Here is a 25,234-nt window from a genome sequence, read left to right on the forward strand (position 1 = left end):
TTTTGTATTTGATTTTGAAGCTATATGGTTTCCGTTTCCCTTATTTCCAATATTTCAGGAAACAGGAAACTAGGAAACGTAGGTTAATATACCGATGACCAGGGTCGATCATTCCTGCGTACTTGGCCAACCTTGAGCTTTACCTCTCTTCAGAAGTTTAGATACTCCGCCCTTATTAGCATAGCCTATAACCCGAGCAATCGAATCCTGACTTGCCCCCTCTGCCTCTAATCTAACAGCCTTCTGATATTTTTCAATGGAATCGTCTTCTTTGGGCCTTGGTCGTGAAACCACAAGATCGTCAAACGGTCTTCTTTCTCCTGTATTGGTAAATTGAAAAGTTTCAGGATCAAAATGTAGAACAAAGCTTTCGGTCTTGAACGACTGCGATAAGCCATTCGCTTTTACTATACAAAAATGTCGCAATGCATCATTTTCAGTATCTTTCCTTAACTCTATAAAACATCGCATTTTGGCCTCAAAGGACTGTGCACCTAAAGCATTATGCTTTGAAGGGGGTTTGTTATCCGTCGTTTTACCGGTATGATGAAGAAAGACCACTAAACATTTATATCGGTAAGCAAGTTGAGACCACGCTTTTAATACTCCTCTTACCTTTCCATTGTCACTTGGATCAATACCAGAAACATCTCCCCATGGATCTACTATAATCACATCAAATTGTTTTTGTAAAAGCTGTTCTTCCGCCTCCTTGACCCCGTCCTCGGGTGAAACGATAACCGTCAAATTATTTAGCTGATCTTCAGTGAGTCCAATAGCTTTCTTTTTAATACGAAAATTCAGGTCATATTCTGAATCTTCTGCACATAGCATCAAAACCGAGTGGTGTCGGGGTTTCAATGCAAAACCAATATGATTTTCTGAGCCCGACACAGTATCCAGGGCAAGCTGAAGCAAATACATACTTTTTCCAGTATCACTTCCACCGTATACAGAAACAAGTCCCACTCTCACAAAAATGGGCTCTACAAAGTTATCCGCATCCTGCACTTTCATATTCCAAAGTTCCGTACCTGTCCAAACCCTTTTTTCTTCCGGAATATATGGCTCAGGGGATGGCCTATCAGTACAGTCTTCAAACAAAGCATTTTCATCAATTGAATCCGCCAATTCCTTGGCTAGATCATTCAAAGGAATTTGGCTGTTACTTTCCATTTCTCACCCCCTTTCTGCTACCGTTAATCAAATAATCCTCCAGTTCAGATTTTAGGAATACCAGTTTACCGAATCTTTTACGACGTGGAAGTTTCTCGCCGAGTTGATAAATCGTTTGATCCGAAACGCCAAGGAATTTAGCTGCGGCCTTGCGGTCAAAAAACTCTTCTCCAGATTGTACCTGATTGGTGGCCTCTAGCAGTTGGCGCAACTTTTGTACTTCGCAGGTAAGCGAATAGACCGCTTCCGGGAGTTGATCGAATGTTAATACAGTACTTTTCATTCCGTTTTTTATCTAGTTATTGATAAGTGCAAAGGAATGAGGTGATTTATAGGTGGGGAAGTGGTGATGAAGTGGTTATTATGGTGATTTTCATAAAATCAATACTTTATACGCTCGCAGTCCTTATCGTAATCCGAGCCATACTCATTAAATTTCCTTGAAGTCGTATCTTCGGCGGTATTAGCGAACTGCTTGAAACGTAAATGAATAAAATTGATCCACAACCTTCGGCGATCAGCATTTCTACCTGGATATAGATTGGAATAGAGCAACTGAAAAGTTTTTCTAATGAATGTTACAGGGAACCGTAAGTCAATCATTTGTACCCTGTCCGTTGGAAGTTTTCCTTTTTCACACAAATAGACTAAATCCTCTACCAACTTTTCGAACTCATCAGTTTTAATTTTTGTATTTCCATTCCAAGAACCACTCAGAGGCCTTAATCCTTGGGTAACTGTTGCCAATAAAGGAACGTTGGAAGAAACTGAATCAACCAAGCTCCGATTATCATCAATTGAATTGAACAGCGTCTCATCGTAAGCCTTTAAAAACGCAATTCTATGAAGTAGGGATATTCTTTTAATTGTAGTCCTACAGAGACCAGTTAGATACTCACTATCCAAATGACAGAGTATTTCGGCCAAATTCAGGAACTCTACTTGGAACCTTTCAGGATCCTTTAAAACACTATCGATAATTAGATTATTATCTACGATAGAATTAAAATCTTTCGAGCTCTGCTGCATTTCTCTTTCTAAAATTTGAGCTTTTAAGCTAGGAAACGTAGATATCTCATCAATCAAACTATTCCTATACTTTTCATACTCATAATTCGAATGTTTTAACATCGAATCCGTAAGCTCTTCCAGTGTTTTGAATCTAGAGCTTGACTTAGGATTAAGTATGATTTTAGATAAAAATATCTCCAAATTAGAACGACTATCCTCAAAATAACGCTGCAACGAGGGATCAACCTCTAAGGAATTTTGTGTAATATCCATTTTCAAATATCGCTCTTTAAATTCGTTGTACCTTTCTTTATCAGCAGGAAAATATCGGATCATTAAAGTAAGCAATGATGACAATAACTCATCAAAAAGATATACCATATCCTTTGTTTTCGAATATGATGCATCATAGTCGTCAAAACCTTCATTCTGAAGTTTTAATAATTTGTGCCTTAATTTAGGATTGAGAAACCTTAACTGATCCAGTAGTTCTTCTATGTTTGAAATTAGATATACCCGTCCCGTCTCATGATTTTTTAAAATAGCCTGCTCAATTTCTTTTTGATAGTCGATTCCCATTTGCTGCAACGAGTTAAGCAGCGTATCGTTTATCTCATCAATTGAACGTTGTAACCGTCTAGCAGCAATTATAAAATCATGGTTCATTAAAGGAGCGCATTTAGATAATTCTTAGTCTTTTCGTCATCAAACGACCCCAAATATGCCTGAGTAGTACTTATATTCTGGTGACCTAAGGCCTGAGAAATAAAAGCAATAGGGGCTTCGCTTTGAAGTAGAATAGTAGCAAAAGAATGTCTTGCCGCATATGTACTCACATCTGTATCAATTTTTAATATTTTAGCAATGGCTCTCATATGCTGATTAGTCATCTTGACAATTTGCGCAATGGTGGCCTTTTTCTGCTCTTCTGTCATAGAAGCATTCAAAAAAGGAAATAGATAGGATTCTGGAACCTCATTATCACTATAACGATTAATAATATCCCAACTTTCCGGCCTCAATTTGACCCTAACCCGGGACTGATTCCCTTTTCTTGTCCTGGCAGTTTTCTGTCTGATAAAGGTTAAATTGTTTTCCTTCCGGTCAACATCCCTCCATTTGATATTACAAATATCGGTAATATTCATTCCATTGCTTAAATAGGAAAAAATCCATAAATCTTTACCTCTCTGCTGAAATGAATCTGGCTCACATTCAAAATTCAGGATTTTTAATATATCGGACTTTGTCAATGCCTTTTTGGTATTGGTTCCTGCTGGAACTGTAAAGCCTCGTTTACCGAAGGGATAACAATCCTGGCTAATTATATTATCACTTATAGCATCGTTGAACACAGAGCGTAATTGACGGCAATAAATACCTACTGTGGTCAAGGTAGCGGGCTTTGGCATAGGGGGTAGTTCTCCCTTCTTTAAATTCTTTTTCTTAGGGGATTTTCCAAAGTTTAACATCCACTGTTGGTATACCTCCAAAAATTTGGGAGTAATATTTTCAAACCTCAGAACGACATTCGGCTTTGTTTTATTCCTTTTGGTAGGGATAGGTATATTTAAAAATTCTTTACGATCCAGATCGTCAAACGAATCCACAAAGCGGGCAATAGAAACGGCGGTATCTTTATAGCTCGATGCAGAACCTAATCTATTACTGGCTTTCATGGCCTCAGATTTTTCATAAAGCTTATGTAATACGTTATTGGGGTCATCCTGCACAATAGCTTCCTCCATCATATAAAATGCTTCCCGGAATGCGTCAAAAGAAAATGGTTGTAGTGTTAACGTTAGACTTTCGGCCAAACTTATAAAAGGCTTGATATCATTATAGATTTGACGAATCTCCTCAGCTGTTCGTTCGCTTCCTTTTTCATGATATTTCAATAGTCGGTCAAAATCCTTTTCAGTGACAAGTACCCCACCTTTAACGGGGAAAGCGTATCGCCTTTGTTCTCTACGATAGGTAACACGGAGTTTAACCGATACCATTTCCGATTTTGTTCTCTCGAACGACAGTCTGACCGATGCTGATTTAATATCCATTTCTTTATTGTTAAATTAATGTAGGCTATTCGCCTCATGACTCGCCTACAAACTCGCCTACAATAGTAGTAAATAAACAATAAGAAACCAATAAACAAAAATAGAAGAACGTTTCAATATGCTTACAATCAGTGCATTTAATAAGATATAGAAAGACTACCAATAGGACAAAATTGTGTAAACCTTGTGACTCATAATCAGTAGGTGCCTGGTTCGATTCCAGGTGGGCCCACTTGAAAATCAAGGACTTAGCTAAACAGGCTAGGTCTTTTTTGTTTTTACCCACCTTATTCATAGAGGTTAGAGCAACTGACCGCGCGGCGTCCGCAGTGCCGCGTCGCGTAGACCGCCGTCGCGTAGACCGCCGTCGCGTAGACCGGGGTCGCGTACGACTTCGATTCCAGGCGGTCCCGCTTGAAAATCAAGGACTTAGAGAAATTCACTAAGTCCTTTTTCATTTATGTGCAATACAAATTTGTTGATTAGCATAGTAGCAATGAAGTCTAATGAAGCACTTTCATTTCATGAGTTTTTTTTATAGTTCTTGAATACAAGCCGTCCGGATGATTGATAGGTTCGATTATCCAGTCAACGCCTTATCAATCTCTTCCAATTATCTGTAGATATTTTTGTCTCAAGGATTCACTGAGCTATGGCATTAATCGATATTGAACTTTATTTTTAAATTTTAGATAAGTAAACTTTTAAATTCACTAATTGTTCATTATTTTTGACTGTTCACTGAACATGAACAAGTAAATAAAATGAACAAGTGATGTTTTCAGAAAATGAAATTGTCGAAAATGCGCTAAGAAACTTAGAAGCAAATACCGGTATAGCTGGTTATTGGTTGTCTCAGGATAATTCTTACGATGATGGGATTGATGGTAAGACAAAAATAACGATGGGAGAAACCACAGTTATTTTTAGCACCGAGGTAAAACGCGAGTTTCGTGAATACCATCTGGATAAATTACTTCGCCAGGCTGAATTAAACAAGCCGTTTATGCTTGTTGCCGATAAAATATATCCAGCGCAGAAGCAGCGTCTGCGCGAGAACGGAATTGCCTATCTAGATACTGCGGGAAATATCTATATCTCCAACGACAATCTACTACTTTGGCTGGATGGCCAAAAGCCGGTAAATCTTGACGTTGAAAAAAAAACGAACCGAGCCTTCACTAAGGCTGGTCTAAAAGTAGTTTATGCTTTCTTACAAAACCCTGAGGCCGTAAATTTTACATACCGGGAGATTGCTAGTTATGCAAAGGTGGCGCTGGGAACAATAAATGAAGCCATATTGGCTCTAAAGGAAACCGGGCATATTTTAGAAGTCAATAAAAACCGCATGATCCTAAGTAACAAGAAAGAACTACTTGAGAACTGGATCATAGGGTATAGAAATATTTTAAAACCTTCCCTGCTGTTAGGAACTTACCATTTCGGTGGAAGCAAACTGTGGGACCAGCTGGAATTACCTGCAACAGCTATTTGGGGCGGCGAGCCAGCAGGCGATCTTGAAACCGGCCATCTGAATCCTGAACAATGGACAATTTATACTGCACAAGAAAAAAATGAGCTGGTTAAAATTTTAAAGCTGGCTCCGCGGTCTGATGGAAACCTAAAAATTTATAACAAGTTTTGGATGGACACCACAATATACATGAACAATCGTGCTACTCCTGAATTGATCACTTACGCTGACCTGATGATTACAGGCGATGCAAGATGTATTGAGACTGCAAATATTATTTATGACAAAAAGCTAGCCCGGATATTCGATCAGCCATGAAGCATGCAGAATTAAAGAATGTCTTCGATGCGGTGGAGAAAACTTTTACTGAACTTTCCATTGACTACTACCTAATTGGTGCCTTAGCCAGGCAGATATGGTACGAAAAAGCTGAAATGAAATTCAGAACAACCAGAGACATAGATTACGCCATCCTGGTAGCTAGTCATCAGGAATACGAAGCTGTTAAGCAGTATCTTATCTAAAATGAAAACTATATACCTGTCAGGGAAAACGCATTTGTACTGATCTCGCCAGACGGACTTCAGATTGACCTACTTCCATTCGGAGAAATCGAATCTCAGGGCAGTGTAAAGATTGAAGGGACTGGTATGACCACAATTCAGATAAGCGGAATGAAAGAAGTTTACGAAAATGGCACAGAGGTTGTCAGCTTTGAAACGGGAAATTCCTTCAACGCAGCCACATTAATCGGAATCGTTCTTCTGAAACTTATAGCCTACGATGACAGACCTGAAAGAAGGCAGAAAGACGCCACGGATATTGGTAATATCCTTGTAAACTTTTTTCCTCTGCATCAAGAGTTAATATACTCCAATCATCTTGACATGTTTGGCGAACAAGAGCGTACACTTGAAAAAATATCAGCAATCGTGCTGGGCAGGGAAATCAAAAAGATTATCTCATCTAATGCAAACCTGATCGACCGATTGAACAGAATTTTGAATGATCATATAAATTCTGGTGAAAAAAGTATTTTCACTCAGTTGATTACCAAAGAAACCGGAGAAGAAATTGATTTGATAATCGAATACCTTCGAGATATTCTCTGGGGATTTGAAAATTCATCACAACCTGTTATTAGCATAATGGTAGCAGACAGTTCTCTTAGGGCAAGCCTAGATCAGGAAGCTATTGAAAATAATGTTTTCCAAATGAATATCTATGATCTGAACACCTTAGTGATGAAGTGGTATTTTATCTGCTACCATCCCTTCCAGGAACCTGATCCGTTAACTAAGTACACTATGTAGAGTACTTTTACTATTGGAAAAAGTTCCGGGTATCCATTCCTGTTATCAATAATATATATTGACTTGTGCTCGGTTTCCAATTCAATTTGGCCTGATCTTCATCCAGAGCAGAAGTATTACTGAATGGCCTTCCATCATCCACACCCATTTTAAATCCTGAGGAATTTAAAACACCTTTCACAAAACCCATCATCGAAGTATTTGACTGGCTAAAATACACTTCCTTTTTTACTCCCGAAGAGGGGGTTTCGTTATTTAAAGCTTTTCCTCTCGGTAGTCCTAGTACATATATGCGTATACCGGGAAGAGCAGAAATCTTTTCATTGAGCTTTCCTGGATCAAAATAATTTATTGCTGATATACCCTTAGCCAATTAATTTTTAACCCGTTGTGCGGTTTAAACCGCACAACGGGTTATATTACATTCAGGGAGTAACAACAAAAGAGCTTACTGCCTCCCGGTCATTGGTTTTGATTTTAATGGTATACTTCCCGGGTATAATACCCGAAATGGACGGCGTGATAACTTGATATTCTGTATTTAACTGAACTTTATTGTCTAAGTAAATAGCTACACCTCTTGAATCATAAATTGCGATTGAAGCTTGCATGGGAAGTTCTAGTCCCTGCACTTTGAACGCCAGACTATTCCCTTGCCCGGGATTTGGGAAAGCAATTACTGACAATGGAACAATGACTGGTTTTATGCTTACTATAGAGCTGTATGCGTAAGTCCCATCAAAGTCCACCTGTTTAAGTCTGTAATAGGTATATTCTTTGTACCAATTTAAATCGTTCATCCGGTATCTGTTTGTTGACGAAGCTGATCCCGAGCCCGCAAGTTTGCCTATCACCGTAAATCCTAAAGCTGGATTAACCGTTCTTTGGATTTCAAAATAATCGTTACTAGATTCCTGACTGGTTTCCCAAGATAACACAACACTGGCATCATCAACGCGCTTTCCTTCAAATTTCACTAGCGTAACCGGCAATATCGGAGGACTTTTAAGGTCAAGCCTTTCAGGATTGCCAATCATTCCCGTTCCACAACTATTGGAAACCCCCATCAACCAGTAAGTCTGATTTGGAGCGACGTTGTATAATTCAATTTCGTCGACAGGATTGGATGTCTGTCGTATTAAATTCTGCATGGATGTTCCGTAACGATAGGTCCAGGGCGCGCCACCTTCCAATAGAACCTTAACGCGTGGATTTGTTTTGCCATCAAAAATTACCGATTCCGTAGCAAATTTCACTCTAGCCATTTTACCTGCTGTAAGCGGATATTCGTAAGCTCCACTGGCAGTACCTTCATCTGTTGCCAGAATGCGCAAGTTGTATTGCTTGTCCGGAATCATATCAGAAGGAAGTATGGCTTTCAATGGGTTCCCAATGCCGATGGTAACAATGTTGCGCCAGTTGCGTCCGGTTGTATCTGAGATCTGAACCGTCAATTTGTTTTCAGCAGAGAATGTGCCGGTGGTATCATACCTAACGATGATTGTATCCTCGGTACAAAATCCGGAACTTGTAAGGGAAGACCATTGAGATACATTCACAGTTCGCGTTGAAGCGGGGTTCACTTCAACAACGGCCGAGCCGCTAGCTGGTCCTACTCCGCAGACATTTGTTACAGATGTAAGCGTGTAAGTGGTGGTCTGCTTCGGCGAGACTCGCACGTAAGTAAGCCGACCAATAGCACCAGCAGCATTACCACTCGTACCGTCCGACAGAACGTATCTAATACTTTCGTAATTTTGCCTGTTGGATTTCAATACTATCTGTGCGCTTTCACCACTGTTGATAGTTGTATTTCCACTGATTGTAAGATCGGGCTTAATAGACACAGTGACAGGTATTACCTCGAAAAGATCGAATTTTCTAGCGGTCACACGAAGCTGATAAAAGTTACCTGAAAGAACACTTGGTAATTGAAGATTAATTATCCCCTTAACTGTTTTAACAGAATCCAGCGTTTGAATTGCGCCGGTAGTTTGATTAACAAGTATAAATCGAATGTAATCCTCTAAGATATCTATATCGCCGAGTAATGCGTAGTTTAGCTTAAACTCACCTCCTTCGCACACGCTGCCAGAGGAGGAAGACACAACTAGTTTGGGTTTCACCGACACTACGACCGAGCCTGATGTGATGCCATATCCACACTCATTGCTTACCGAATTGATAGAGAACTCCTGACTTTTTGTGGGGAAAACATCAATTATTTGCAGCGTATCCGAGTAAAAGTGGCTAAACCTGCCATCATTCCAACTGCTTTCCCATGGCCCGGTGCCCGTCAGTGAAATTTCAAGACGAACGCGTTCGCCAGCATTTACCATTATGGGGCCATTTTCATATTGTGCACGAAGGATTGCTGTTGGTGGTGTGGAGATGGAAATCTTTAGCAAATCGGAAATGCTGCCATCCGAAGAAACAATTCTTAGATAATATTGCCCAGCCGGCGTTGATGCGGGGATGACAGCCTTCAAAATTCTGTCTTTCACGCCACTTATCAATGTTTGATACTCTGACGAACCTTCGCTTCCCATCTGTAATGCAAAACTAGCATCAGAGGCTGTGCCTTCTACGATGCCAAAAGGAATCTGTATAGGTGCGCCTGCACAGAATTTTAGCATACTGCTAAATATTGATATGGATATGCGGTAGGGCATTTTGGCCACATAAGCTTTCAGATTTACATCTGCTGTTCCACATACATTCGTTGCTGATTTGATCTCATAAGTTGTGAGCTGACCTAGCCTAGGGTAAATGGGCATGTATACGGCAGTCGGCGTTGGATCATCATTATTAAAAGTTTTCTCAACACCATTTTCAGTGTAGACCATACTGGAAAAAGATGGAGAAGTTGATGACAAAGTCAGGCTACTCGGATTGGCCGTTTCGGTGATCCTATACGGGTTCTCAGGGGTCGATGGCGGGTATATTGAAAAGTTGTCAGCCTTTTTCTGAATACTGAAAGAACGTACCTCGGTAAAAAGTACAGGGTTTGTAGAAGCAATTCGAATTCCAGCATTATTGTAGAAGAAGGCTTGTGCAGACATTTTTAACTTGAATTTCCCTGCCTGATCCACTGTAATAATGTCATTAAGTTCACAGCAATTGGTGTATCCCTGAACTATAAATTTATTGCCCGCATTAAATGTCCCAACAATTCCAAAATTAATTTCAAGACTGTCATTATTGCAAACAGCACTTTTAATAGGCTGCAGATAGATGCCCGGATTTTGTGACGGCGTTACTGTTAGGCGTACTGATCTGACATTCTCATTTTTGAAACAGGTATTGCTAATCGATTTGATTTTAAAGTCAGTGGTCTGTTGCAGATACATTTGCCGGGTTATAATATCACCATCGTAAGGATATTTCACAACCGAACCATCCATGTACTCAACAGAGTATGGTGCTCCGCCGGTCAGGATATAGCTGAGCCTTATGTCGGAGGGAATTTCATAATTGTATTTAAAATTATAACCCGAAAACAGAGCATTTGGAATGGTCTGAGTGCTAACGAATGAGGACAATGGAGATTCCAAAGCCGGATTGGTAGTGATCACTTGATAATTGTAACTTCTATAACCCTGCGGGTTTTCAGGAATCGTGACTTCTAAAAAATCACCGGAGCGGGATGCAGGTAACAGCGATGTCTCACCCGTGTATCCATCAGTAATCTTGATAGAAAATTGGGTTTCGTTTGTCAGTGCAGCATTTGATGAAAATTTGATCTTGCTTTTTATACCGGCGCATAAAATTTGCGGACTTTCACTCTCCTCAATCTTTATGCCTGGCCGAATTTTGATTTCCACCGACTGTGCGCCACTCATTTCTGTTATTCCGCAACCCGAAGACAAAGATTTCAAGCTGTATGTATCGTCATTGCTCGGAACTAAGTTAAATTGCAGGGAAGAATTGGGTGTACTCACCTTGGAGCCATTGCTCAATTCAGCAGTAAAAGGCGGCAGACCTTTGAGACGAACGTATAGCTGCGCCACATCACCATAATTGATCGTGTTGCTTTCGACGCTGATCTCAGCAGAAGGTGCCGCCCAGATGAAAAGTCTTTCACTGGAAGGCGGACTTAGCGTCGCTGGATTATCGGTAACAACCTGAATATAAACCTCACGAAGCGTTTCAGCTTTAAATTCAGATGGTACTTTCGCTGTGAGTACATTGTCGTGAAGGATTGCTTCTACTTCGGAGGTTTTTGGCTTGTCGTTATAAATCGCCTCCGTAAATCTTAAACGGTATTTTGTCTGCGTTGTTAAAGAATTTCCCGAAGTTGAAATTCTGACACTGACCTGACCATTTTCACAAACCGATTGCGGTGTAAATGAAATCGTCCTGACAGAAGTGCTGTTGATGGTTGCCCGGTAACTTCCACTCACCTTCATAGCACCACAAAGGTTTTCGGCGTGCGCAATTTTGTATGTTTCAGATTTGACAACTTGTAGTGTTTGGTTTGAAACAAAGTCTGGTGCTCCATTCGGATATATAGAAAAGCGGCTGCTATCATCCAGTGTCAGACTGATCGCGCTATAACTGTATCCGGAAAACTGTATGCGTGCCTGATCAAATTTATTCAAAGTATCAGAAATAAGGGAGTTATTAAGTGTAACGATGCCCTTACTATGAATTAAAACAGGGTAAGACCAGTTGCTTTCTACTTTGGGTGCTGACGAATTGACTTTTAGCTCCAGCGATGAATTTGCAGTAAGCACGGAATCTGAAAATACAAATTCCAGAAAGCCATCATTCAATTCAGCCGCTACTTCCATCACTATTGCCGTGGAAGAGGCTTTGCGAAGCTGAACTGAAAATTTATTTTCGACACTAAAAGACCCAGTAGTGGTGATAGGCAAACGGTAGGAAACTCCTAGGCAAGTAGACCTATTCAAATCGTTATTATTAATGAAAATAGTAGCGGATTGTGCCGAAATATTTGTGAAAGAAAATAAAATGAATATGCTAATAAGGGTATAGAGTCTCAACATATGAAAAGTTGGTTACAATTCTATATAAAAGTAATGTTTTAGAGGAATATTGTCTAACCAAATTTTGCATTACATTCACAAACATCAGATTGGATGCAACGGCAAGCCAAATTCCTACTCACAATAAATGATTAGGGTAAAGTGTTCGACTACTCCTCGCAAACCTGACTGAAATCTAAAAAAGATGTCGTTTACTTAAGAACTATAGTCTTTTATAACTCATATGGTACTTTCGCTTAGGTTTACGGTTTCTGGTTTTGAACCTGTCTGGCCTAATGAGTTCTCTGGTTTTGTAGACAATATCATCAAAGGCCACTATCGCCTTCTTGAATTTGTTTTTCAGAAAAATTGGTATCAGGATCTTATGAAGCATGTCCAGAGCGGAAGTCCGGTTAATTTTCTGATTGTGTTTTTTGTTTGAATCCTGAGTCTATTCAGACTGTACTTTTTCTTCAATGGGATGGGCGTAAATAGCCAAACCGCAGGATAGCCCCGATGTATAATCAGCAAGTCGCCCTTTTGCGTATTTTCCAAGTGTTCAACTAGCAGGTCTCTTACACTGGTTTTGTAAGAAGCTATTTGTCCGTCAAGGGGTACCAGGTTTATCGTATCATATAAAATCGCGCAGGTCGCCATGCTCTGGGGAACGTCCGCATAAGGACCAAATTCACGCTCCCCGAATTCCTGTATTACCGATTTATGCCGCGGTAGCAACAACCTGGAACCGTCCAGGGCCAATAGTCTATATCCGGCCTAATGATACACGGGTACTTGTTGATAAAACACCTTTGGCCCTGTTTTTGCCAGATGCTTAAAGGCGGCGGATTGAGTTTGACGCGCGCACGGGAAAAAGCCCCTTTCCTGACTGCACGCATGTTGAAGTCCTGATCCAATACCGACCAATAAAAACCGTCCAATTCTCTTTGTATCGTAGTTTTAAAGGTCATAATAATTATAACTAAATTCTTGATTGTGAGAATCCTTTTCCTAGATAATCCGTAAAGCTCTTCATCACGGAAGCGTCTTGTAAATCACTGACTTTCAAGCTCATGTCGGTCCGACGCGCGGTCGATATGTTTATGTGCAGTTTTCCGGTAATCTTTACTCTTAAATGACGGATTTGCTACCCCCTATACATTGGTACGGTATTTAGGCATTTTACACCTACATACCGTACCAAAGCTCTAATATTAGCTTAAGTAAACGACATTGCATTTTGATTGAACATTCATTCAATTTTATGTGCAATACAAATTTACGGATTGGACGATAAACAGACAACAATCAAAAATAAAAATATTTTATAAATAACTGCATATCAATATATTACATAACAGTAGACAAATATACAATAAGAAGAAAAACCATATTTTTACTGACTCATAATCAGTAGGTGCCTGGTTCGATTCCAGGTGGGCCCACTTGAAAATCAAGGACTTAGCTTAACAGGCTAGGTCTTTTTTGTTTTTACCCACCAGATTCATAGGGATAAATCAGCAAGTTTGGAGGGAATGTAATTTCTGAAAGTACTCCTTTTTAAAAATCAATTATATACCCCATGTTTAAAGAATTCATGGGATATGGTTAAGGATGCCGATTTCCAAATGAAGTGCCAAAGATTTTATTTAACTTTAACAATTCGGCAAATATCGCATTGGTTATAAAGGAAAAGTCAAAAGTAAATGAACGGATGGTGGCATCTACTGATCTCAATAGATACTGATCAGAGATCATACTTGACAGTTGGGCTTTGAAGGGCTCCTCGAAGGAAGCCTTGTGCCGGCAATTTATCATGAGGCTATTCATATGCATTTAGGAAATACCGTGAATATGGATTACACGGAAATGTCCCATTAAGTATATTAAGCCTTTTATGGCCGCCCTACAAACATGGTTTACTAATTTAGTAATGACCAAGCCGCTTCTCTAGCTTGGGTTGGACTTCAAGGCAACGCTGCTTGGGAGGATTTAAGTGCATTTAAACGAAGTACATATACTTATATGTGGCAGACGCTAATAAATATAGATCATTACCATTCAGCTCATAATTTACAATCAATGAAACATTTGGTAACTAAATTTTTGTTTGTTCTGGGAATTATATTTAGTTCTAGTTTTAGTAAAGCTCAGGAACTGATAAAATTTAATTCCCAATTAGATAAAAGCATTGAACGCCGTCTATCTTTGGAAGATTTCTTGTCAAGTAAGGTACCTTATGCAGAATCAGGAGATTGTAGCTCAACTTATGGTTTCTTTTATTTTAGAGTTAACTATCAAGGAGTTGTTGACAGTTTATATTTTGATGGAAATTTGAGACAGGAGGTTATCGATATGGTCATTCATAATATTCATGCCACCAAAAAATCATGGGAAATTTCATCTTCGTTTTCTACAAAACATAAAGAATGGTTTATTTTCCCTTTTTTTGATTTTGGTGGAACATATTATGAAACCTCTAATTGCTCGGAGTTAGAAAAGCAAACCCAAAAAGACTTGCTCCGATTATCAACTGAATTAGGAAGAATGCATCGATATATTCAAACTAAAAATAAAATACTTTTACGTCCTGCATTAAAAGGAGGACCATTTATTGACTTATAATTTTGGTAGATATTCATTTTGAAAGAGATGATATAAGCTGCGCCACATTCTAGAACAACATATCCAAATTTTAGGCTGCCTGTTTTTATCTATATTTTTCACCAGGCGCTTTATAATTTAGAGATTCGTGAAATCTCTCATCATTATAAAAATTGAAATATTTCTCCAATCATTTTCTCAGGCTTTTCCCGTCTTCATATTTTACAGATCTCTATAACCTTACCTCGAAAATATCGACTATGGCCCTCCCTTTGCTTATTTCCGGGGGACCATGCCAGTGATTTTGGTTAGACCGGGCCACTTTAAAGGATCATACCATAATATAAAGAAGTCGTTGTTGTTCTGGTTTCATAATTCCTTTTCTAAGCGACTCCCCTGTGCGGCGCCCTCTAAAATCGATTCTGTGGGATGCGTTGACGATCAAAACCCGGAACCCAAAGGATTACCAAATCGATAGAAAAACAGCAACAATGTCATTCGGCCCCTGTCGGGGTCGGGTCTTGTAGCATCATGCTATAAAAAGGAAATTCCCAGTTATATTTTTTAATATTTGTGATGTTCCTAAACCATAAAATTAAGATCGCCCTGAGGATTAAGGCTAAGCCTTCGAAAGTATCAAATTAGTAATACAAGCCACCGAATGCCGAACGATGAACGAATAGGCCAATAATGTCACCCATTCTGGGTTGTATTCATTTCTATTCAATATTGCTTTAATCAATACACCACTTCGTGGTTCAATACGGCCCGTCTAAACCGTAAAAGGTTTGCAATGGTGGAAGCGTTGTTACACCTGCGGTTTATAATGTTTTGGGCGTTAATCGTCTTCGATACAATGAGCTAATTGGGATGGCAGGGCGCCCCGTATATTTCTGAAAGCGAGGGCCGCGGCCGCGCGGGGCTAACTTTTGGCTTTCTGTACTTACAAATTTAAAAGCAAGAGGTGTTAGAGACATTTTAATTGCCTGTACGGATAACTTAACTGGGTCTTCCGACCTGAAGATGGTCTACCAAGCAGCGACCAAACATTAGCAGAAACAGAACTAGAAAACCTAGCCGGAAATTGTGTAAAAAATATCCTGTTGTACTCCGATCCTGGCAAACTAACTGGCACAAATTATCTACTTATTTTGCTTACGATGAACACATCAGGAGGCTTATTTACACACCCTTTCTGAAACATCTCATCGCTATTTTGATGAGATGTCAATTTGGTTCATTTCAATAAATGATATATCGAAATCCTTTAAACGATTGATAAGATCAGTTACCGTAACAATCGTTTCTGGAAGATATAGGCCTCCGGCTTCTGTTGCGTTCTTTCCGTTAAGACCCAATATCCTTTCTGTTATTAAATAGACACCCACCGCAGTCATTCGAGCGTTTCCTTTTTCCCCAGACACAATGGTTCGAAGATTTGTCTTTTCTCCACATAACAACACCCCTTCCATATCAATATACAAATCATGCGAAGCTACTAAACCTCTACTGCTTCCTATTGATACGCCGGTAGCAAAGTCAAACCGAATATTGGCAGCATTTGTAAATGCGGCAATACTTGGAACATCCAGTGTACTCAACGGATAACCTTTCGCCAATAACCGGTTGTATAAACAGATTTCTCTAGGGTTATCTTTTGCGGGCACTGATAGCCACGCTCCATCCTGCCGTATCATCGCCTGACCCATAAAACCGTTCACATCATTTGCTACCTCCGGTCCTACCGGATCCTTCTCGTCATATATTCCGGCCATTTCAATATGTGTGATATGATCAAATTTGGCGGCCATGTGTTTAACAGCAAGGGTCAATAAGCCTGCTTGCCAATGCCCGGCAAAGACGACCGGGGCAACAATCGGTTTTTGCAGGCTTAAGAATGCTGTTGGAGAAATTTGATCAGCTAATTCACTGACGGTTATACAGGCGATGCCGTTCGAAATGGCAATCTCCCGCGAAATATTGCGCCGGTCTTGCATCGCTGTGATGATAAGATCGATGTTACCGAGTTTGCTTAAATCAAGCCCTTCCTCCAAATTAACGTAAGCTGTTTCTGCGTTCTTTAATTCATCGGCCAGACATTGCCCTTTTTGAGGATTTCTTCCGGAAAGAACCAATTCTATGCTGGTATCTGCACGTCTGATCAACCGTGCTATATTACTGCCTACCATTCCGTAACCTCCTATGATCAGGATTCGTTTTCTTTTTAATTCCATCTTATATTATAAAAAAGAGTACCATTCAATTCTGTTAGTCTACAATAAAGAGCAGCATTATTAAAATCCTGCTAAAAATTGCATATAGGATCTTACGCCCCGTTCAATATGGCTGTCAGAGACATTAAATTCCAAACCATAAAAAGCGAATGCCGGTTGGTAGTCCGCTTTGACATATTCAAAACTTAGCTCGAATGGTCTGCAGAGTTCGTTGAGCGGATATTTGTATTTCCCGCCATTACTACTCAACTCCTCTTCTTCCACTCCTAACGATATGGCCAGTGCTATTTTTTTCCCTTCCATACGGTATCCACTTTTACTACCATAGGCCCAGCCGTGGGTCAGTACCTGGTCGAACCATTTTTTTAACAATGAGGGAATATTGAACCAGTAATAGGGAAATTGGAATATTATCTTATCGTATTGCTCGACCAGGCGCTGTTCAGCCTGGACATCTATCTTTTCGTCTGGATAAGCATCGTACAACGAATGAACCGTATACTTTTCAGGAAATCTAAGGAGCTCCTCCATCCACCTCTTATTCATGGTAGAACCGCTCATGGTAGGGTGCGTAATAATAATTAAAGTCTTCATCGTGATATCATTAATAAATCTTACACAAAGGTAACATGAAGCCCACAAATCCTTATATTGCCCACCAATTGTTAGGTACTATAAAAAATGTAAGTAATGAGTGAAATTAAACAAACATCGACCAATTTCTCCAACAGGAGTGCGCTAATTGACGAATGTCCAGAAGCTTACGCTTCAAGTATTATCGGCGGACAGTGGACATTAGTAATCTGCTCCTGGTTATTGACCGGTAAGCACCGGTTTGGGGAACTGAAAAAGAAATTACCAAACATTACCGAACGTATGTTGACCTTACAGCTCCGTAAGCTTGAAGAAAATATGATAATCACAAGAACAGTTTATGCAGAAGTTCCACCACGTGTGGAATATGAATTAACGCCAATAGGATACGCCTTAAAACCTGTCATCAAGGAGTTGGAAAATTGGGGGGATTGTCATAAACAGTTAGCGAGTAAATAGCTAAAATTTGGGGCTTAACTATTTTGAAGCATGACTGCTTACAGTCAGGCTCATAGGCGTACAGGTCCTTTTATCTGCCTAAAAAGTGGGTTCGTTAATTTGAGGTTTTCATTACAAATGGATCGAAAATAGCGTCGGATGTCGCAGGGTTCGGGATTATTTCCTTTTATCAGCCAGATAATTATACACGGTCCCATAAGCAACCCCGGACCGGATACTATCTGATTCATTGACCATCCTGTTTTTGAAGTTCCAGGATCTGGTGCAGTTAGGTAATGCGTAACCAGGGTCTGTATTGCATATTCTGGAGCATGCTGCCCCCCTGTACTCGGGGTCTTAATAAATGCTATAAGCATATTAATGGCTTGTTTTCAGTGACGTTCCGGCGTATATTGACCCCATTGGAATATTCCAGCTCCCGCATGTGTTGATCTTTGCTCATAATCCTTTTTTTATAAAGCTTTAAGCAATAACGGATCAATTAAATATGGTCTTTACTGATGGGATACAGAACAACAGCTTGTACATCGAGTCGCGTTCATACAGCAACATGTGAAAAAGGAATGCGGCAACGTTCTGATTTTTTAGCTAAAATTCAATAACTCCAAGGAAATTTGTTAGCTTACATTTTAAACTAACAGACACACAAACTTATGGTTTTTCCTTTACTAAAAATCAATCGGCTACTTTGCCTGATTTGCCTAATTGTTTTTTATACTTACGGTTATGCGCAGGTACGTTGCCCGGAAGACCAGAAAGTCTGTAACGGCACCCCTGCATTTGCACTTACCACTGCGGCTCCGACCGGAGGAATATATTCCGGTACAGGCGTGTCAAACGGCATGTTTGATGCAACAATCGCCGGCTCTGGAGTTCATGCCATTTTGTATACTTATGCCGGAACAGATGGCAACGAAACCTGCACATTTAACATTACAGTTACCCCGGCCATAGAAATTCCTTGCGCACTTGAACAGTTGAAATTTTGTATCGACACACCCCCTATGTCAATTACCGGATGTTCCCCACCGGCCAATACCACTGTTACTTACAGCGGTCCCGGAATTACAAATAATATACTGTATCCTGCCGTAGCGGGGGTCGGAACGCACCAGTACACATTAACCGTTACGGACAATAATAATTGCACTGTCCAAAAATCGCTACCTTTTGCTGTTGATAATACTCCGCCACCCACGGTTACTTGCCCAGGTAACAGCACTGTTCAAAATACATCCACCGCTCCTTTTTTACTTACAGGTGGTAGCAGTCCGGACGCTGTTGAAACGTACTACTCCGGTTTGGGCGTGACTACAAATGGTACAACCTTCAATCCATCCATTGCAGGTAACGGTTCTCATACAATCACCTACACTGCGGCTTCAAATAACACTTCCGAATACATCACCCAGTGTTACGGAACATGTACCTTCACAATCAGCGTAGGAGCTTTGCCGATAACCTTGAAGGACTTCCGCGCTACGGCTTCTGAAAACGATATTCATCTCGAATGGAAAACATCCTTTGAATCTCATTTCAACCATTTTGAAGTAGAGAAATCAACTGATCCGGTAAAAGGTTTTATTAAAATCCAGGAAGTCGCTGGCCACGATAGCGGCAGTTCGTATTCCTATCTGGACCAAAATACGGATCCGGGAACCCCAGCGTATTATCGCTTGAAAATGATTGACAATGACGGCAGTTACGCTTTCAGCAAAATAGTATGGGCATTGTCAGAAGGTTCTGAAAGTTTGTCTATTTATCCAAACCCGGCCTCAAAAGAGTTTACTATCAAGTCAAAAATTGAACTTTCGGGAATAAAACTGATTAATTCCTCGGGTGTCCTGATACATTCAGAAAGAATAAACGACTTGAAAACAAAAAAAATTCAACTCCCGGTTCTCCCTGCTGGCATCTATTTGCTTCAAACAGAGACCAAAAACAACACCATAGGTTTTTCCAAGCTCATCGTGAACTAATACTTACAATTGACAACCCCATACTTGCTATAATTACATTCCGCATATGTTGGATATCCTGGCGTATATTGACCCCATTGGGATATTCCAGCTCATAACCGGAACTAGAATGAACCATTGCAACTAAATTTTCGATGTTCTTTTTGTATTTCCCCCAGTCTGCCATTTGACTGCCTGTGCATTCGCTTTTCAAGTTTGCGTTGTTGCCATCAATTTTCACTTTAACTTCCTCACTCTAGGAACTCATTGAGAATTTTGTAAAAGCAATGAAACCAGTTTCACTTGTGTAGCCAACATTCCAATCAAGTTTTTTCGCTGCTTCAATTGCAAGCACCAGAAATTGTTCTGTCGTTAAATTGTCAAGAGATAAGTCCTCAATGTGTTTTAATGAAAGTCCGAATGCCATATTTATATGGTCTGTCTGTTAGTTGTTGGTCGTCCTAAAATTGGTGCCAACGTTTTGCAGCTACCCGAAGGGCGGGATCTTTACCACTAAACTTGATTTGAAAAACCAATGTTTGATTAACCACAAAACTGTCTTTGGAACCCGAAACCCCGCCTTTTGGGTAGGTGCTCTTATGCCTTCGTTATTCTTTTTTGTCGTTACTCTGTTGTCCTTTGTTTACTGTGTCTTGTTGCGTTAGCTTGGTAGCTCTTTTACATTTTTTAGTATTGGTTTGTGTTTCGGTAAAAAATGTAAATGTGCTGCCAAATGCGTTGGCTGTCCTGCGAAATCCTTCTTGTCCCAACAACTCGGCAAACGTTTTTTCTAGTTTTTCTTCCGTAAATTTCCTTCCTTGGGTTCAATTATTATTGTCCAAGAAATTGCTTTTAATCTTTCTTGAATCATTTTTAATGTTTCCAAAATCGCTTCTTCTTTGGGTAATTCTCCATACACCAAATTTTTAAAGTCACCGTTGTAAATCGTTTTCAACTCATTCCACACATTTTCCAAGTCTTTGAATATAAGTGCTTCATTAGGATGATAATTCAGCCATTTATTATTGTTTTTAAAACTCGCTACATCATCATTTGCAACTTTTAGCAACATATTATCAAAGTTTTTTGAATAGAAAAAACTTGCAAATTCTTCTTATTTTAGTAATTGATGTAAATCGTAGGTGTGTCGTATCTTTTTCCTTAAATCATCTATCGGATTTTCTCCATAAGAAAAGCGAACCAAACTCATTGTTTTTTCACAAATGGTTCTTATGGGTTCTAATGCCAATAGGTCAAAAGGAAGTAGCCCGTTTTCTTTAGCAATATCAGACTGCTTATTATCCAACATCATTTGATGGACAAATGAAACAATGCTTTTGGTAGTGTATGGTTCGTAGTATCCAAGCCAAGTTGATTCCAAAATTATCACATCTCTTACTTGTCCGTAATCACCTTTGAATTCTTTGTTGTAAGAGTGTGCCGTATTACGGTTCATTCCCATTTTATGCGTAATGCCTTCAATAGTTACTTCTGGCAATACGGTTTCTACAACTGTACTTATTGCTTTTAATTTTGATTTTAACTTGCTATCTGTTTCTCCTTCTCGCCTTAATACTACCAAGTCAATATCTTCTGAAAATCGTTCAATCATATTGTAACACTTGGATAGTGCTGTTCCGCCCTTAAACACGGTGTCTTTGCCAATATCATTATTGAAAATGGTAAACAAAGCATAGGTAACCCAATAGTCTTTTTCTACATAAATAGCAGGGATTTTCATTTGGTCAGCCGTAAACTGAACGGCTTGTCTGAATAAGGTTTTATTCTCGTGCAGATTCATACAATATTCCATTTTTCGGTGTTGGAAATTGCTTTCGCTGCACCTGTTAGTTTATACTTAGTAATTGGGTTCAATGATTTAAAAAGTGATTCAGCCGTTTTGCCCTGTTGTAATTGGTCTAACAACGCACCTAGTAAAGCCCTTGTAGCAGGTGGATATTTTAATGCTAAGCGTACCAAGGTATTTGTTTCTTTGTCTGTAAAGTTTTTTATTATGGCTAAGAACCGTTTGCAGGATGCTTCTATACTGGCATCAGGTATTTTTTTGATGTATCGGATGGCATCCAATAGCTGCAACAAAGGAATATTCTCTTTGGTGATGGTGTTTTTTTGCTTTACAAAAGCAATCGTATAGCGTTCTCTTTTAAAATTGGGGCGAATTTGATTTTTCCCGATTTGTATGGTATTGCTTACCTGTGTGGTTAAGCCCAACTGATTGTAAACACTATAACCTGTGAGATAGCCTGTTACTCTTCCGTTTTCTTCCAATAAGTCTTTTACTACTTGTGCCTGATTGGGTAGTAGGTTGCCAAAGGGCGTATTCTCAGGTTTGTAGTATTTGCCTTTTGATAGCTTGGCGATTTTACCCGAAGCCACCATACGGTTTAGGGCTTTTATTACCGCTTCTTTTTGGTTCACCTCTGTAATAAAGTCGGCATAGGTGAATACATAGCCCTTGGGCAGTCTATCTATAGTAAATGATATGTATTCAGCGGTTTTCATCTTTTTATTGTAGTGCAATGATAGTTAATTTGTCCAGTTTATTAGCAAAAAAACTGGACATTTTTAAATTTAATTAAGTATGGTTAACTTCGTAACTGCGTTGCGAAGTTAACCATACTATACCACTCTGCTTTTTTCCATAGTATCTATACCTCAACTTCTTCTGTAATTTCTTCGCCAATGCCCATCATCATATTGTAATGTCCAATATTTTCAGTGTAGCTAAATATGTTTTTAAAAACTTCTAAGTATTTCGTGATTGTTCCGTAAGCAGTCGGTCATCCCCACTATTGCATTATAATATTTTTATGCTTTGGTAGTTGCCCATCGGTGTGGCAGCAAGTCTGAGAACTTGCCTTTATAGCCATCATCATTCATTTTTCTGAGAACATCAGTCAGCCAGTCGTGAGGATTGATGTTGTGTTTCTTACAGGTTGCGAAAAGAGAATAGATCATCGCTGCGTTTTGTGCGGTATCATGTGTGCCTGCAAAAAGCCAGTTTTTGCGACCCAAAGCGACGGGCCTGATTGCATTTTCGATCAGGTTATTATCTATTTGAAGCCCCCCGTGCAAAGCATAATATTTCATGCGGTCCGCCGCTGCGGTTGTCCAAAAGGGGCAGCGCATAGGCCATGGCTTTGCCAATTGGACTAGACGGCAGTACTTTGGGATATTCTTTCAGCATCCATTCTTTGAGTTGACCAAGTATGTGCAAAGCTTCGGTCATCCGCTTTTCAACAATCTTGCTTTCGGCAAGAGCAGGCTCAGCTTCTCGAATTTCTCTTTCTATTTTGTACAAATTACCAATGGTGTCGACCGCCCACGCAGCCCTGTCTTTGTCATATTTTACCGCTTCATCAAATTTTCTGCGAATATGAGCCATGCAGAAGTAGTGATTTATATCTTTATTCTTCTCAAAAAGGCTTTGATAAACGTTATATCCATCTGTTTGCACGACCCCTGTGAAGTTTTTTAGTATCTTCTCAGGCCCAGCCTTACCTCTCCCTGTCTGATAATCGAAGAAAACCAGTCCGTCAACCGGCGCATGATATGTCCATAAGTAGCCCTTATGCGAGGCACCTTTCACACCATTGTTTTCTAGCACTTGCAACGTCGTCTCGTCAACTTGTAAATACAAGTTAGCGAGTGCCTCTCGTTTCAGGGCATTGTAAAGTGGTTCTAGTGCTTTGCAGGCTGCATTGGTATTATCGGTCAGCGTTGAAGGAGGTATCTTCATGCCTAGGCGCTCGAAGATCTGTTTTTGCCGGTACAGCGGTAAATGGTCTACAAACTTACTGGTTAGCAGGTGTGCCAGCACCGACTCGTCAAAAAGTCCCCTTTTAATGGTTCTGGAAGGTATCGGAGCAATCAGTACACCTTTATTATCTGACTTTGCTGGATTTTTAAGTGCCCATTTGCGGCGGATAATTCGTTTGACCCTAAACGAGGCAGGTATCATGACCAGCACTTCGGTAACTTCTTCGCCGATCACTTTATATTCGCTCAAATCACCTTCGGGATCCAATATAATTTCCTCTCTTTCCAGATTTTCAGGTAGCGCCATACGTACACGCGCCACTTTTCTTCTTTTTTCGGCTTGTTTATCCTGCTGTTGGCTAATATTTTGAGCTTCTGCTTTTGTAAAATTTTCCGAAGACTCAATATCTCCATCCGTAGCTCCCAAAGGAAATAAATCCAGCTGTCCTTCCGCCACTCTTTTTACCCGATTATCAGATTTAATTCCGAATAGTTTGCGACGGAGTTCATTGGCATCCAGAAGTGCCAACTGAAGTTCCTGCTGCGCTTCGAGCAACAATCGCTGTGTTTGTTCTAAGCTTTTTTGGCTCTCTTCGTAGAGAAGTTTATAGTCTGGCTCAGCTGTGATCATGTTTTAAAAATAAGCAAAAAAGGCATTTTTACTATATCTGATGCACTTTTTTTACTTATAATTTAACAGGAAACGACCCGTTTATAACGCTTACGGAGCCGAACAGAAGTGAGCCGAACACCTTGTAAAACCAGCATCAATTCTCTGGAAGAGATTAACAGTTTTTCGCCTTTGGGTCGTTCAAAAGTACCTGTTTCCAAACGTTTGGTATAAAGCGAGTATCCATCCCCATCCCATTGGAGTAGGCGTACCTGATTGGCTCGCTTCCCAATAAAAACAAATATATCGCCCGACAATGGATCCAGATGCAAACCATTCTGTACAAGGCCAGCCAACGAGTATATTCCACAACGCATATCCACCGGTTGTCCATATAGAAAATAACGTGCGGCTGATGAGAGGGATAACATTTTATAACAATAGCGACCTTAACCAGGCCGGATCAGGCAGCTCATAAAGCGATAATGTGGCTTGTGTGCCTAGGCTAAGAACAGCTATTGGGCCGGAACTCGTCATTATTGATGGTCTGCTTAGTTTTAGCTCCGTAAAACCAGGCACACCGTTATCGGATTGCTCGAATTTCTTTGCCCAATATCTGAATGTGGCATACTTGATGGACTCTTGCTGGCAAAATGTGCCTAACGTAAGACCGCTGCTCTGCCAACGCAGGTACAATTCGCGGTAATGTGCTTCTGTTTTATGTTCTTTTTCCATGCCCCAAAGTTCGAAAGCATAGTACTTATTTGGAAGATGGGGATGGACGGTTGCTTACATTTTTACAATGCAAAACTCGTCCTTCTTTAAAAAGTAAATGTTTCCAAATCAAGGTTGATTGTAACCGAATCGGGGTTGAAGTATGGGGTTATGTGTTTCGTTTCTTTTGGCTGGTGTCTGCCATTACCGCCAACGGGCAGGGCTTTGTGCAGATGTGGAATTAGCATTCCGTCTGCCCGGAACC

At 40.0% G+C, this 25,234-nt stretch carries 22 protein-coding genes and 1 pseudogene; 7 read left to right on the forward strand and 16 right to left on the reverse strand.

Features of this window, described 5'->3' with window-relative positions:
* Window positions 1-108 precede the first annotated feature (108 nt).
* The 4 genes from X939_RS0119650 to X939_RS0119665 all read right to left on the reverse strand — a co-directional run bounded on the left by X939_RS0119650 (window position 109) and on the right by X939_RS0119665 (window position 4,244).
* Window positions 109-1,176, reverse strand: coding sequence for an AAA family ATPase (locus X939_RS0119650; protein ID WP_025764994.1), 1,068 nt, complete (start codon window positions 1,174-1,176; stop codon window positions 109-111).
* The gene (locus X939_RS0119655) at window positions 1,166-1,459 is read right to left on the reverse strand and encodes a helix-turn-helix transcriptional regulator (RefSeq protein WP_025764995.1); all 294 of its coding nucleotides are present in this window, start codon (window positions 1,457-1,459) and stop codon (window positions 1,166-1,168) included. Before X939_RS0119655 ends, X939_RS0119650 begins: the two co-directional genes overlap by 11 nt.
* A gap of 98 nt (window positions 1,460-1,557) precedes the next feature.
* A complete protein-coding gene (locus X939_RS0119660; protein ID WP_025764996.1) occupies window positions 1,558-2,853 on the reverse strand; it encodes a hypothetical protein in 1,296 nt (431 codons plus the stop codon).
* Window positions 2,853-4,244: a site-specific integrase gene (locus X939_RS0119665; protein ID WP_025764997.1), complete on the reverse strand. Its 1,392-nt coding sequence runs from the start codon at window positions 4,242-4,244 to the stop codon at window positions 2,853-2,855. Before X939_RS0119665 ends, X939_RS0119660 begins: the two co-directional genes overlap by 1 nt.
* A gap of 775 nt (window positions 4,245-5,019) precedes the next feature.
* On the opposite strand from X939_RS0119665, the gene X939_RS0119670 reads away from it, so the two are divergent.
* The 3 genes from X939_RS0119670 (at window position 5,020) to X939_RS0119680 (ending at window position 7,031) form a co-directional block, all read left to right on the forward strand.
* Window positions 5,020-6,036 (forward strand): type IV toxin-antitoxin system AbiEi family antitoxin, encoded by a 1,017-nt coding sequence (locus X939_RS0119670; protein WP_025764998.1) that lies wholly within the window; start codon window positions 5,020-5,022, stop codon window positions 6,034-6,036.
* The gene (locus X939_RS0119675) at window positions 6,033-6,242 is read left to right on the forward strand and encodes a hypothetical protein (RefSeq protein ID WP_025764999.1); all 210 of its coding nucleotides are present in this window, start codon (window positions 6,033-6,035) and stop codon (window positions 6,240-6,242) included. Before X939_RS0119670 ends, X939_RS0119675 begins: the two co-directional genes overlap by 4 nt.
* A gap of 126 nt (window positions 6,243-6,368) precedes the next feature.
* Window positions 6,369-7,031, forward strand: coding sequence for a hypothetical protein (locus tag X939_RS0119680; RefSeq protein WP_131694635.1), 663 nt, complete (start codon window positions 6,369-6,371; stop codon window positions 7,029-7,031).
* A 10-nt stretch (window positions 7,032-7,041) separates the two neighbouring features.
* Here X939_RS0119680 and X939_RS0119685 read toward each other — a convergent pair whose 3' ends face one another.
* Together X939_RS0119685 and X939_RS23225 are read right to left on the reverse strand one after the other, a co-directional pair.
* A complete protein-coding gene (locus X939_RS0119685) occupies window positions 7,042-7,404 on the reverse strand; it encodes a hypothetical protein (protein WP_025765001.1) in 363 nt (120 codons plus the stop codon).
* 52 nt (window positions 7,405-7,456) lie between these two features.
* Window positions 7,457-12,040 carry a T9SS type A sorting domain-containing protein gene (locus X939_RS23225; RefSeq protein WP_025765002.1) on the reverse strand — a complete coding sequence of 1,528 codons (4,584 nt, stop codon included), beginning with the start codon at window positions 12,038-12,040 and terminating at the stop codon, window positions 7,457-7,459.
* Window positions 12,041-14,098: 2,058 nt separating this feature from the next.
* Between X939_RS23225 and X939_RS0119705 the strand changes: the two genes are divergently transcribed.
* Both X939_RS0119705 and X939_RS23715 read left to right on the forward strand, forming a co-directional pair.
* Complete coding sequence (locus X939_RS0119705) at window positions 14,099-14,641, forward strand: hypothetical protein (protein ID WP_025765005.1); 543 nt, start codon at window positions 14,099-14,101, stop codon at window positions 14,639-14,641.
* Between the two features lie 897 nt (window positions 14,642-15,538).
* Window positions 15,539-15,628 (forward strand): annotated as a pseudogene (locus tag X939_RS23715) (transposase); the annotation flags it as partial.
* Window positions 15,629-15,831: 203 nt separating this feature from the next.
* Here the strand turns inward: X939_RS23715 and X939_RS0119710 are convergent.
* Window positions 15,832-16,854, reverse strand: coding sequence for a Rossmann-fold NAD(P)-binding domain-containing protein (locus tag X939_RS0119710; RefSeq protein ID WP_025765006.1), 1,023 nt, complete (start codon window positions 16,852-16,854; stop codon window positions 15,832-15,834).
* A gap of 60 nt (window positions 16,855-16,914) precedes the next feature.
* Entirely contained in the window at window positions 16,915-17,448 is a 534-nt protein-coding gene (locus tag X939_RS0119715; protein WP_025765007.1) for an NAD(P)H-dependent oxidoreductase, read from the reverse strand.
* Between the two features lie 96 nt (window positions 17,449-17,544).
* On the opposite strand from X939_RS0119715, the gene X939_RS0119720 reads away from it, so the two are divergent.
* Together X939_RS0119720 and X939_RS0119730 are read left to right on the forward strand one after the other, a co-directional pair.
* Window positions 17,545-17,907 carry a winged helix-turn-helix transcriptional regulator gene (locus X939_RS0119720; RefSeq protein ID WP_025765008.1) on the forward strand — a complete coding sequence of 121 codons (363 nt, stop codon included), beginning with the start codon at window positions 17,545-17,547 and terminating at the stop codon, window positions 17,905-17,907.
* Between the two features lie 653 nt (window positions 17,908-18,560).
* On the forward strand, window positions 18,561-19,886 hold the full coding sequence (locus X939_RS0119730; RefSeq protein WP_025765010.1) for a T9SS type A sorting domain-containing protein: 1,326 nt from the start codon (window positions 18,561-18,563) through the stop codon (window positions 19,884-19,886).
* Between the two features lie 235 nt (window positions 19,887-20,121).
* Here the strand turns inward: X939_RS0119730 and X939_RS23725 are convergent, their stop codons facing one another.
* The 8 genes from X939_RS23725 to tnpA all read right to left on the reverse strand — a co-directional run bounded on the left by X939_RS23725 (window position 20,122) and on the right by tnpA (window position 24,990).
* Complete coding sequence (locus X939_RS23725; RefSeq protein WP_157493028.1) at window positions 20,122-20,292, reverse strand: hypothetical protein; 171 nt, start codon at window positions 20,290-20,292, stop codon at window positions 20,122-20,124.
* A 363-nt stretch (window positions 20,293-20,655) separates the two neighbouring features.
* Window positions 20,656-20,937 (reverse strand): hypothetical protein, encoded by a 282-nt coding sequence (locus tag X939_RS23975; protein ID WP_229236116.1) that lies wholly within the window; start codon window positions 20,935-20,937, stop codon window positions 20,656-20,658.
* 42 nt (window positions 20,938-20,979) lie between these two features.
* Window positions 20,980-21,666 carry a nucleotidyl transferase AbiEii/AbiGii toxin family protein gene (locus tag X939_RS22685; protein ID WP_229236117.1) on the reverse strand — a complete coding sequence of 229 codons (687 nt, stop codon included), beginning with the start codon at window positions 21,664-21,666 and terminating at the stop codon, window positions 20,980-20,982.
* Window positions 21,663-22,388: a DUF6088 family protein gene (locus X939_RS0119750; protein WP_025765012.1), complete on the reverse strand. Its 726-nt coding sequence runs from the start codon at window positions 22,386-22,388 to the stop codon at window positions 21,663-21,665. Before X939_RS0119750 ends, X939_RS22685 begins: the two co-directional genes overlap by 4 nt.
* 306 nt (window positions 22,389-22,694) lie before the next feature.
* Entirely contained in the window at window positions 22,695-22,976 is a 282-nt protein-coding gene (locus tag X939_RS24045; protein WP_052353505.1) for an IS66 family transposase, read from the reverse strand.
* Window positions 22,936-24,276: an IS66 family transposase gene (gene tnpC / locus X939_RS22690; RefSeq protein WP_052353506.1), complete on the reverse strand. Its 1,341-nt coding sequence runs from the start codon at window positions 24,274-24,276 to the stop codon at window positions 22,936-22,938. Before tnpC ends, X939_RS24045 begins: the two co-directional genes overlap by 41 nt.
* A gap of 62 nt (window positions 24,277-24,338) precedes the next feature.
* Window positions 24,339-24,686 carry an IS66 family insertion sequence element accessory protein TnpB gene (gene tnpB / locus X939_RS0119760; protein ID WP_025765013.1) on the reverse strand — a complete coding sequence of 116 codons (348 nt, stop codon included), beginning with the start codon at window positions 24,684-24,686 and terminating at the stop codon, window positions 24,339-24,341.
* Window position 24,687: 1 nt separating this feature from the next.
* A complete protein-coding gene (gene tnpA, locus X939_RS24165; RefSeq protein WP_025765014.1) occupies window positions 24,688-24,990 on the reverse strand; it encodes an IS66 family insertion sequence element accessory protein TnpA in 303 nt (100 codons plus the stop codon).
* Window positions 24,991-25,234 lie beyond the last annotated feature (244 nt).

This window comes from Dyadobacter tibetensis Y620-1 (assembly GCF_000566685.1).
Classification (GTDB): Bacteria; Bacteroidota; Bacteroidia; order Cytophagales; family Spirosomataceae; genus Dyadobacter; species Dyadobacter tibetensis.

What these genes read in the sequence shown, in the direction of transcription:
- X939_RS0119730 (WP_025765010.1), top strand. Translation starts at nt 18,561, where the DNA reads ATGGTTTTTCCTTTACTAAAAATCAATCGGCTACTTTGCCTGATTTGC.
- X939_RS0119670 (WP_025764998.1), top strand. Translation starts at nt 5,020, where the DNA reads ATGTTTTCAGAAAATGAAATTGTCGAAAATGCGCTAAGAAACTTAGAA.
- X939_RS0119665 (WP_025764997.1), bottom strand. Translation starts at nt 4,244, where the DNA reads ATGGATATTAAATCAGCATCGGTCAGACTGTCGTTCGAGAGAACAAAA.
- X939_RS0119715 (WP_025765007.1), bottom strand. Translation starts at nt 17,448, where the DNA reads ATGAAGACTTTAATTATTATTACGCACCCTACCATGAGCGGTTCTACC.
- X939_RS23725 (WP_157493028.1), bottom strand. Translation starts at nt 20,292, where the DNA reads ATGGCATTCGGACTTTCATTAAAACACATTGAGGACTTATCTCTTGAC.
- X939_RS22685 (WP_229236117.1), bottom strand. Translation starts at nt 21,666, where the DNA reads ATGAATCTGCACGAGAATAAAACCTTATTCAGACAAGCCGTTCAGTTT.
- X939_RS0119750 (WP_025765012.1), bottom strand. Translation starts at nt 22,388, where the DNA reads ATGAAAACCGCTGAATACATATCATTTACTATAGATAGACTGCCCAAG.
- X939_RS23225 (WP_025765002.1), bottom strand. Translation starts at nt 12,040, where the DNA reads ATGTTGAGACTCTATACCCTTATTAGCATATTCATTTTATTTTCTTTC.
- X939_RS0119655 (WP_025764995.1), bottom strand. Translation starts at nt 1,459, where the DNA reads ATGAAAAGTACTGTATTAACATTCGATCAACTCCCGGAAGCGGTCTAT.
- X939_RS0119720 (WP_025765008.1), top strand. Translation starts at nt 17,545, where the DNA reads ATGAGTGAAATTAAACAAACATCGACCAATTTCTCCAACAGGAGTGCG.
- X939_RS0119680 (WP_131694635.1), top strand. Translation starts at nt 6,369, where the DNA reads ATGACCACAATTCAGATAAGCGGAATGAAAGAAGTTTACGAAAATGGC.
- X939_RS0119710 (WP_025765006.1), bottom strand. Translation starts at nt 16,854, where the DNA reads ATGGAATTAAAAAGAAAACGAATCCTGATCATAGGAGGTTACGGAATG.
- X939_RS24045 (WP_052353505.1), bottom strand. Translation starts at nt 22,976, where the DNA reads ATGAAATATTATGCTTTGCACGGGGGGCTTCAAATAGATAATAACCTG.
- tnpC (WP_052353506.1), bottom strand. Translation starts at nt 24,276, where the DNA reads ATGATCACAGCTGAGCCAGACTATAAACTTCTCTACGAAGAGAGCCAA.
- tnpA (WP_025765014.1), bottom strand. Translation starts at nt 24,990, where the DNA reads ATGGAAAAAGAACATAAAACAGAAGCACATTACCGCGAATTGTACCTG.
- X939_RS0119660 (WP_025764996.1), bottom strand. Translation starts at nt 2,853, where the DNA reads ATGAACCATGATTTTATAATTGCTGCTAGACGGTTACAACGTTCAATT.
- X939_RS0119650 (WP_025764994.1), bottom strand. Translation starts at nt 1,176, where the DNA reads ATGGAAAGTAACAGCCAAATTCCTTTGAATGATCTAGCCAAGGAATTG.
- tnpB (WP_025765013.1), bottom strand. Translation starts at nt 24,686, where the DNA reads ATGTTATCCCTCTCATCAGCCGCACGTTATTTTCTATATGGACAACCG.
- X939_RS0119705 (WP_025765005.1), top strand. Translation starts at nt 14,099, where the DNA reads ATGAAACATTTGGTAACTAAATTTTTGTTTGTTCTGGGAATTATATTT.
- X939_RS23975 (WP_229236116.1), bottom strand. Translation starts at nt 20,937, where the DNA reads ATGTTGCTAAAAGTTGCAAATGATGATGTAGCGAGTTTTAAAAACAAT.
- X939_RS0119675 (WP_025764999.1), top strand. Translation starts at nt 6,033, where the DNA reads ATGAAGCATGCAGAATTAAAGAATGTCTTCGATGCGGTGGAGAAAACT.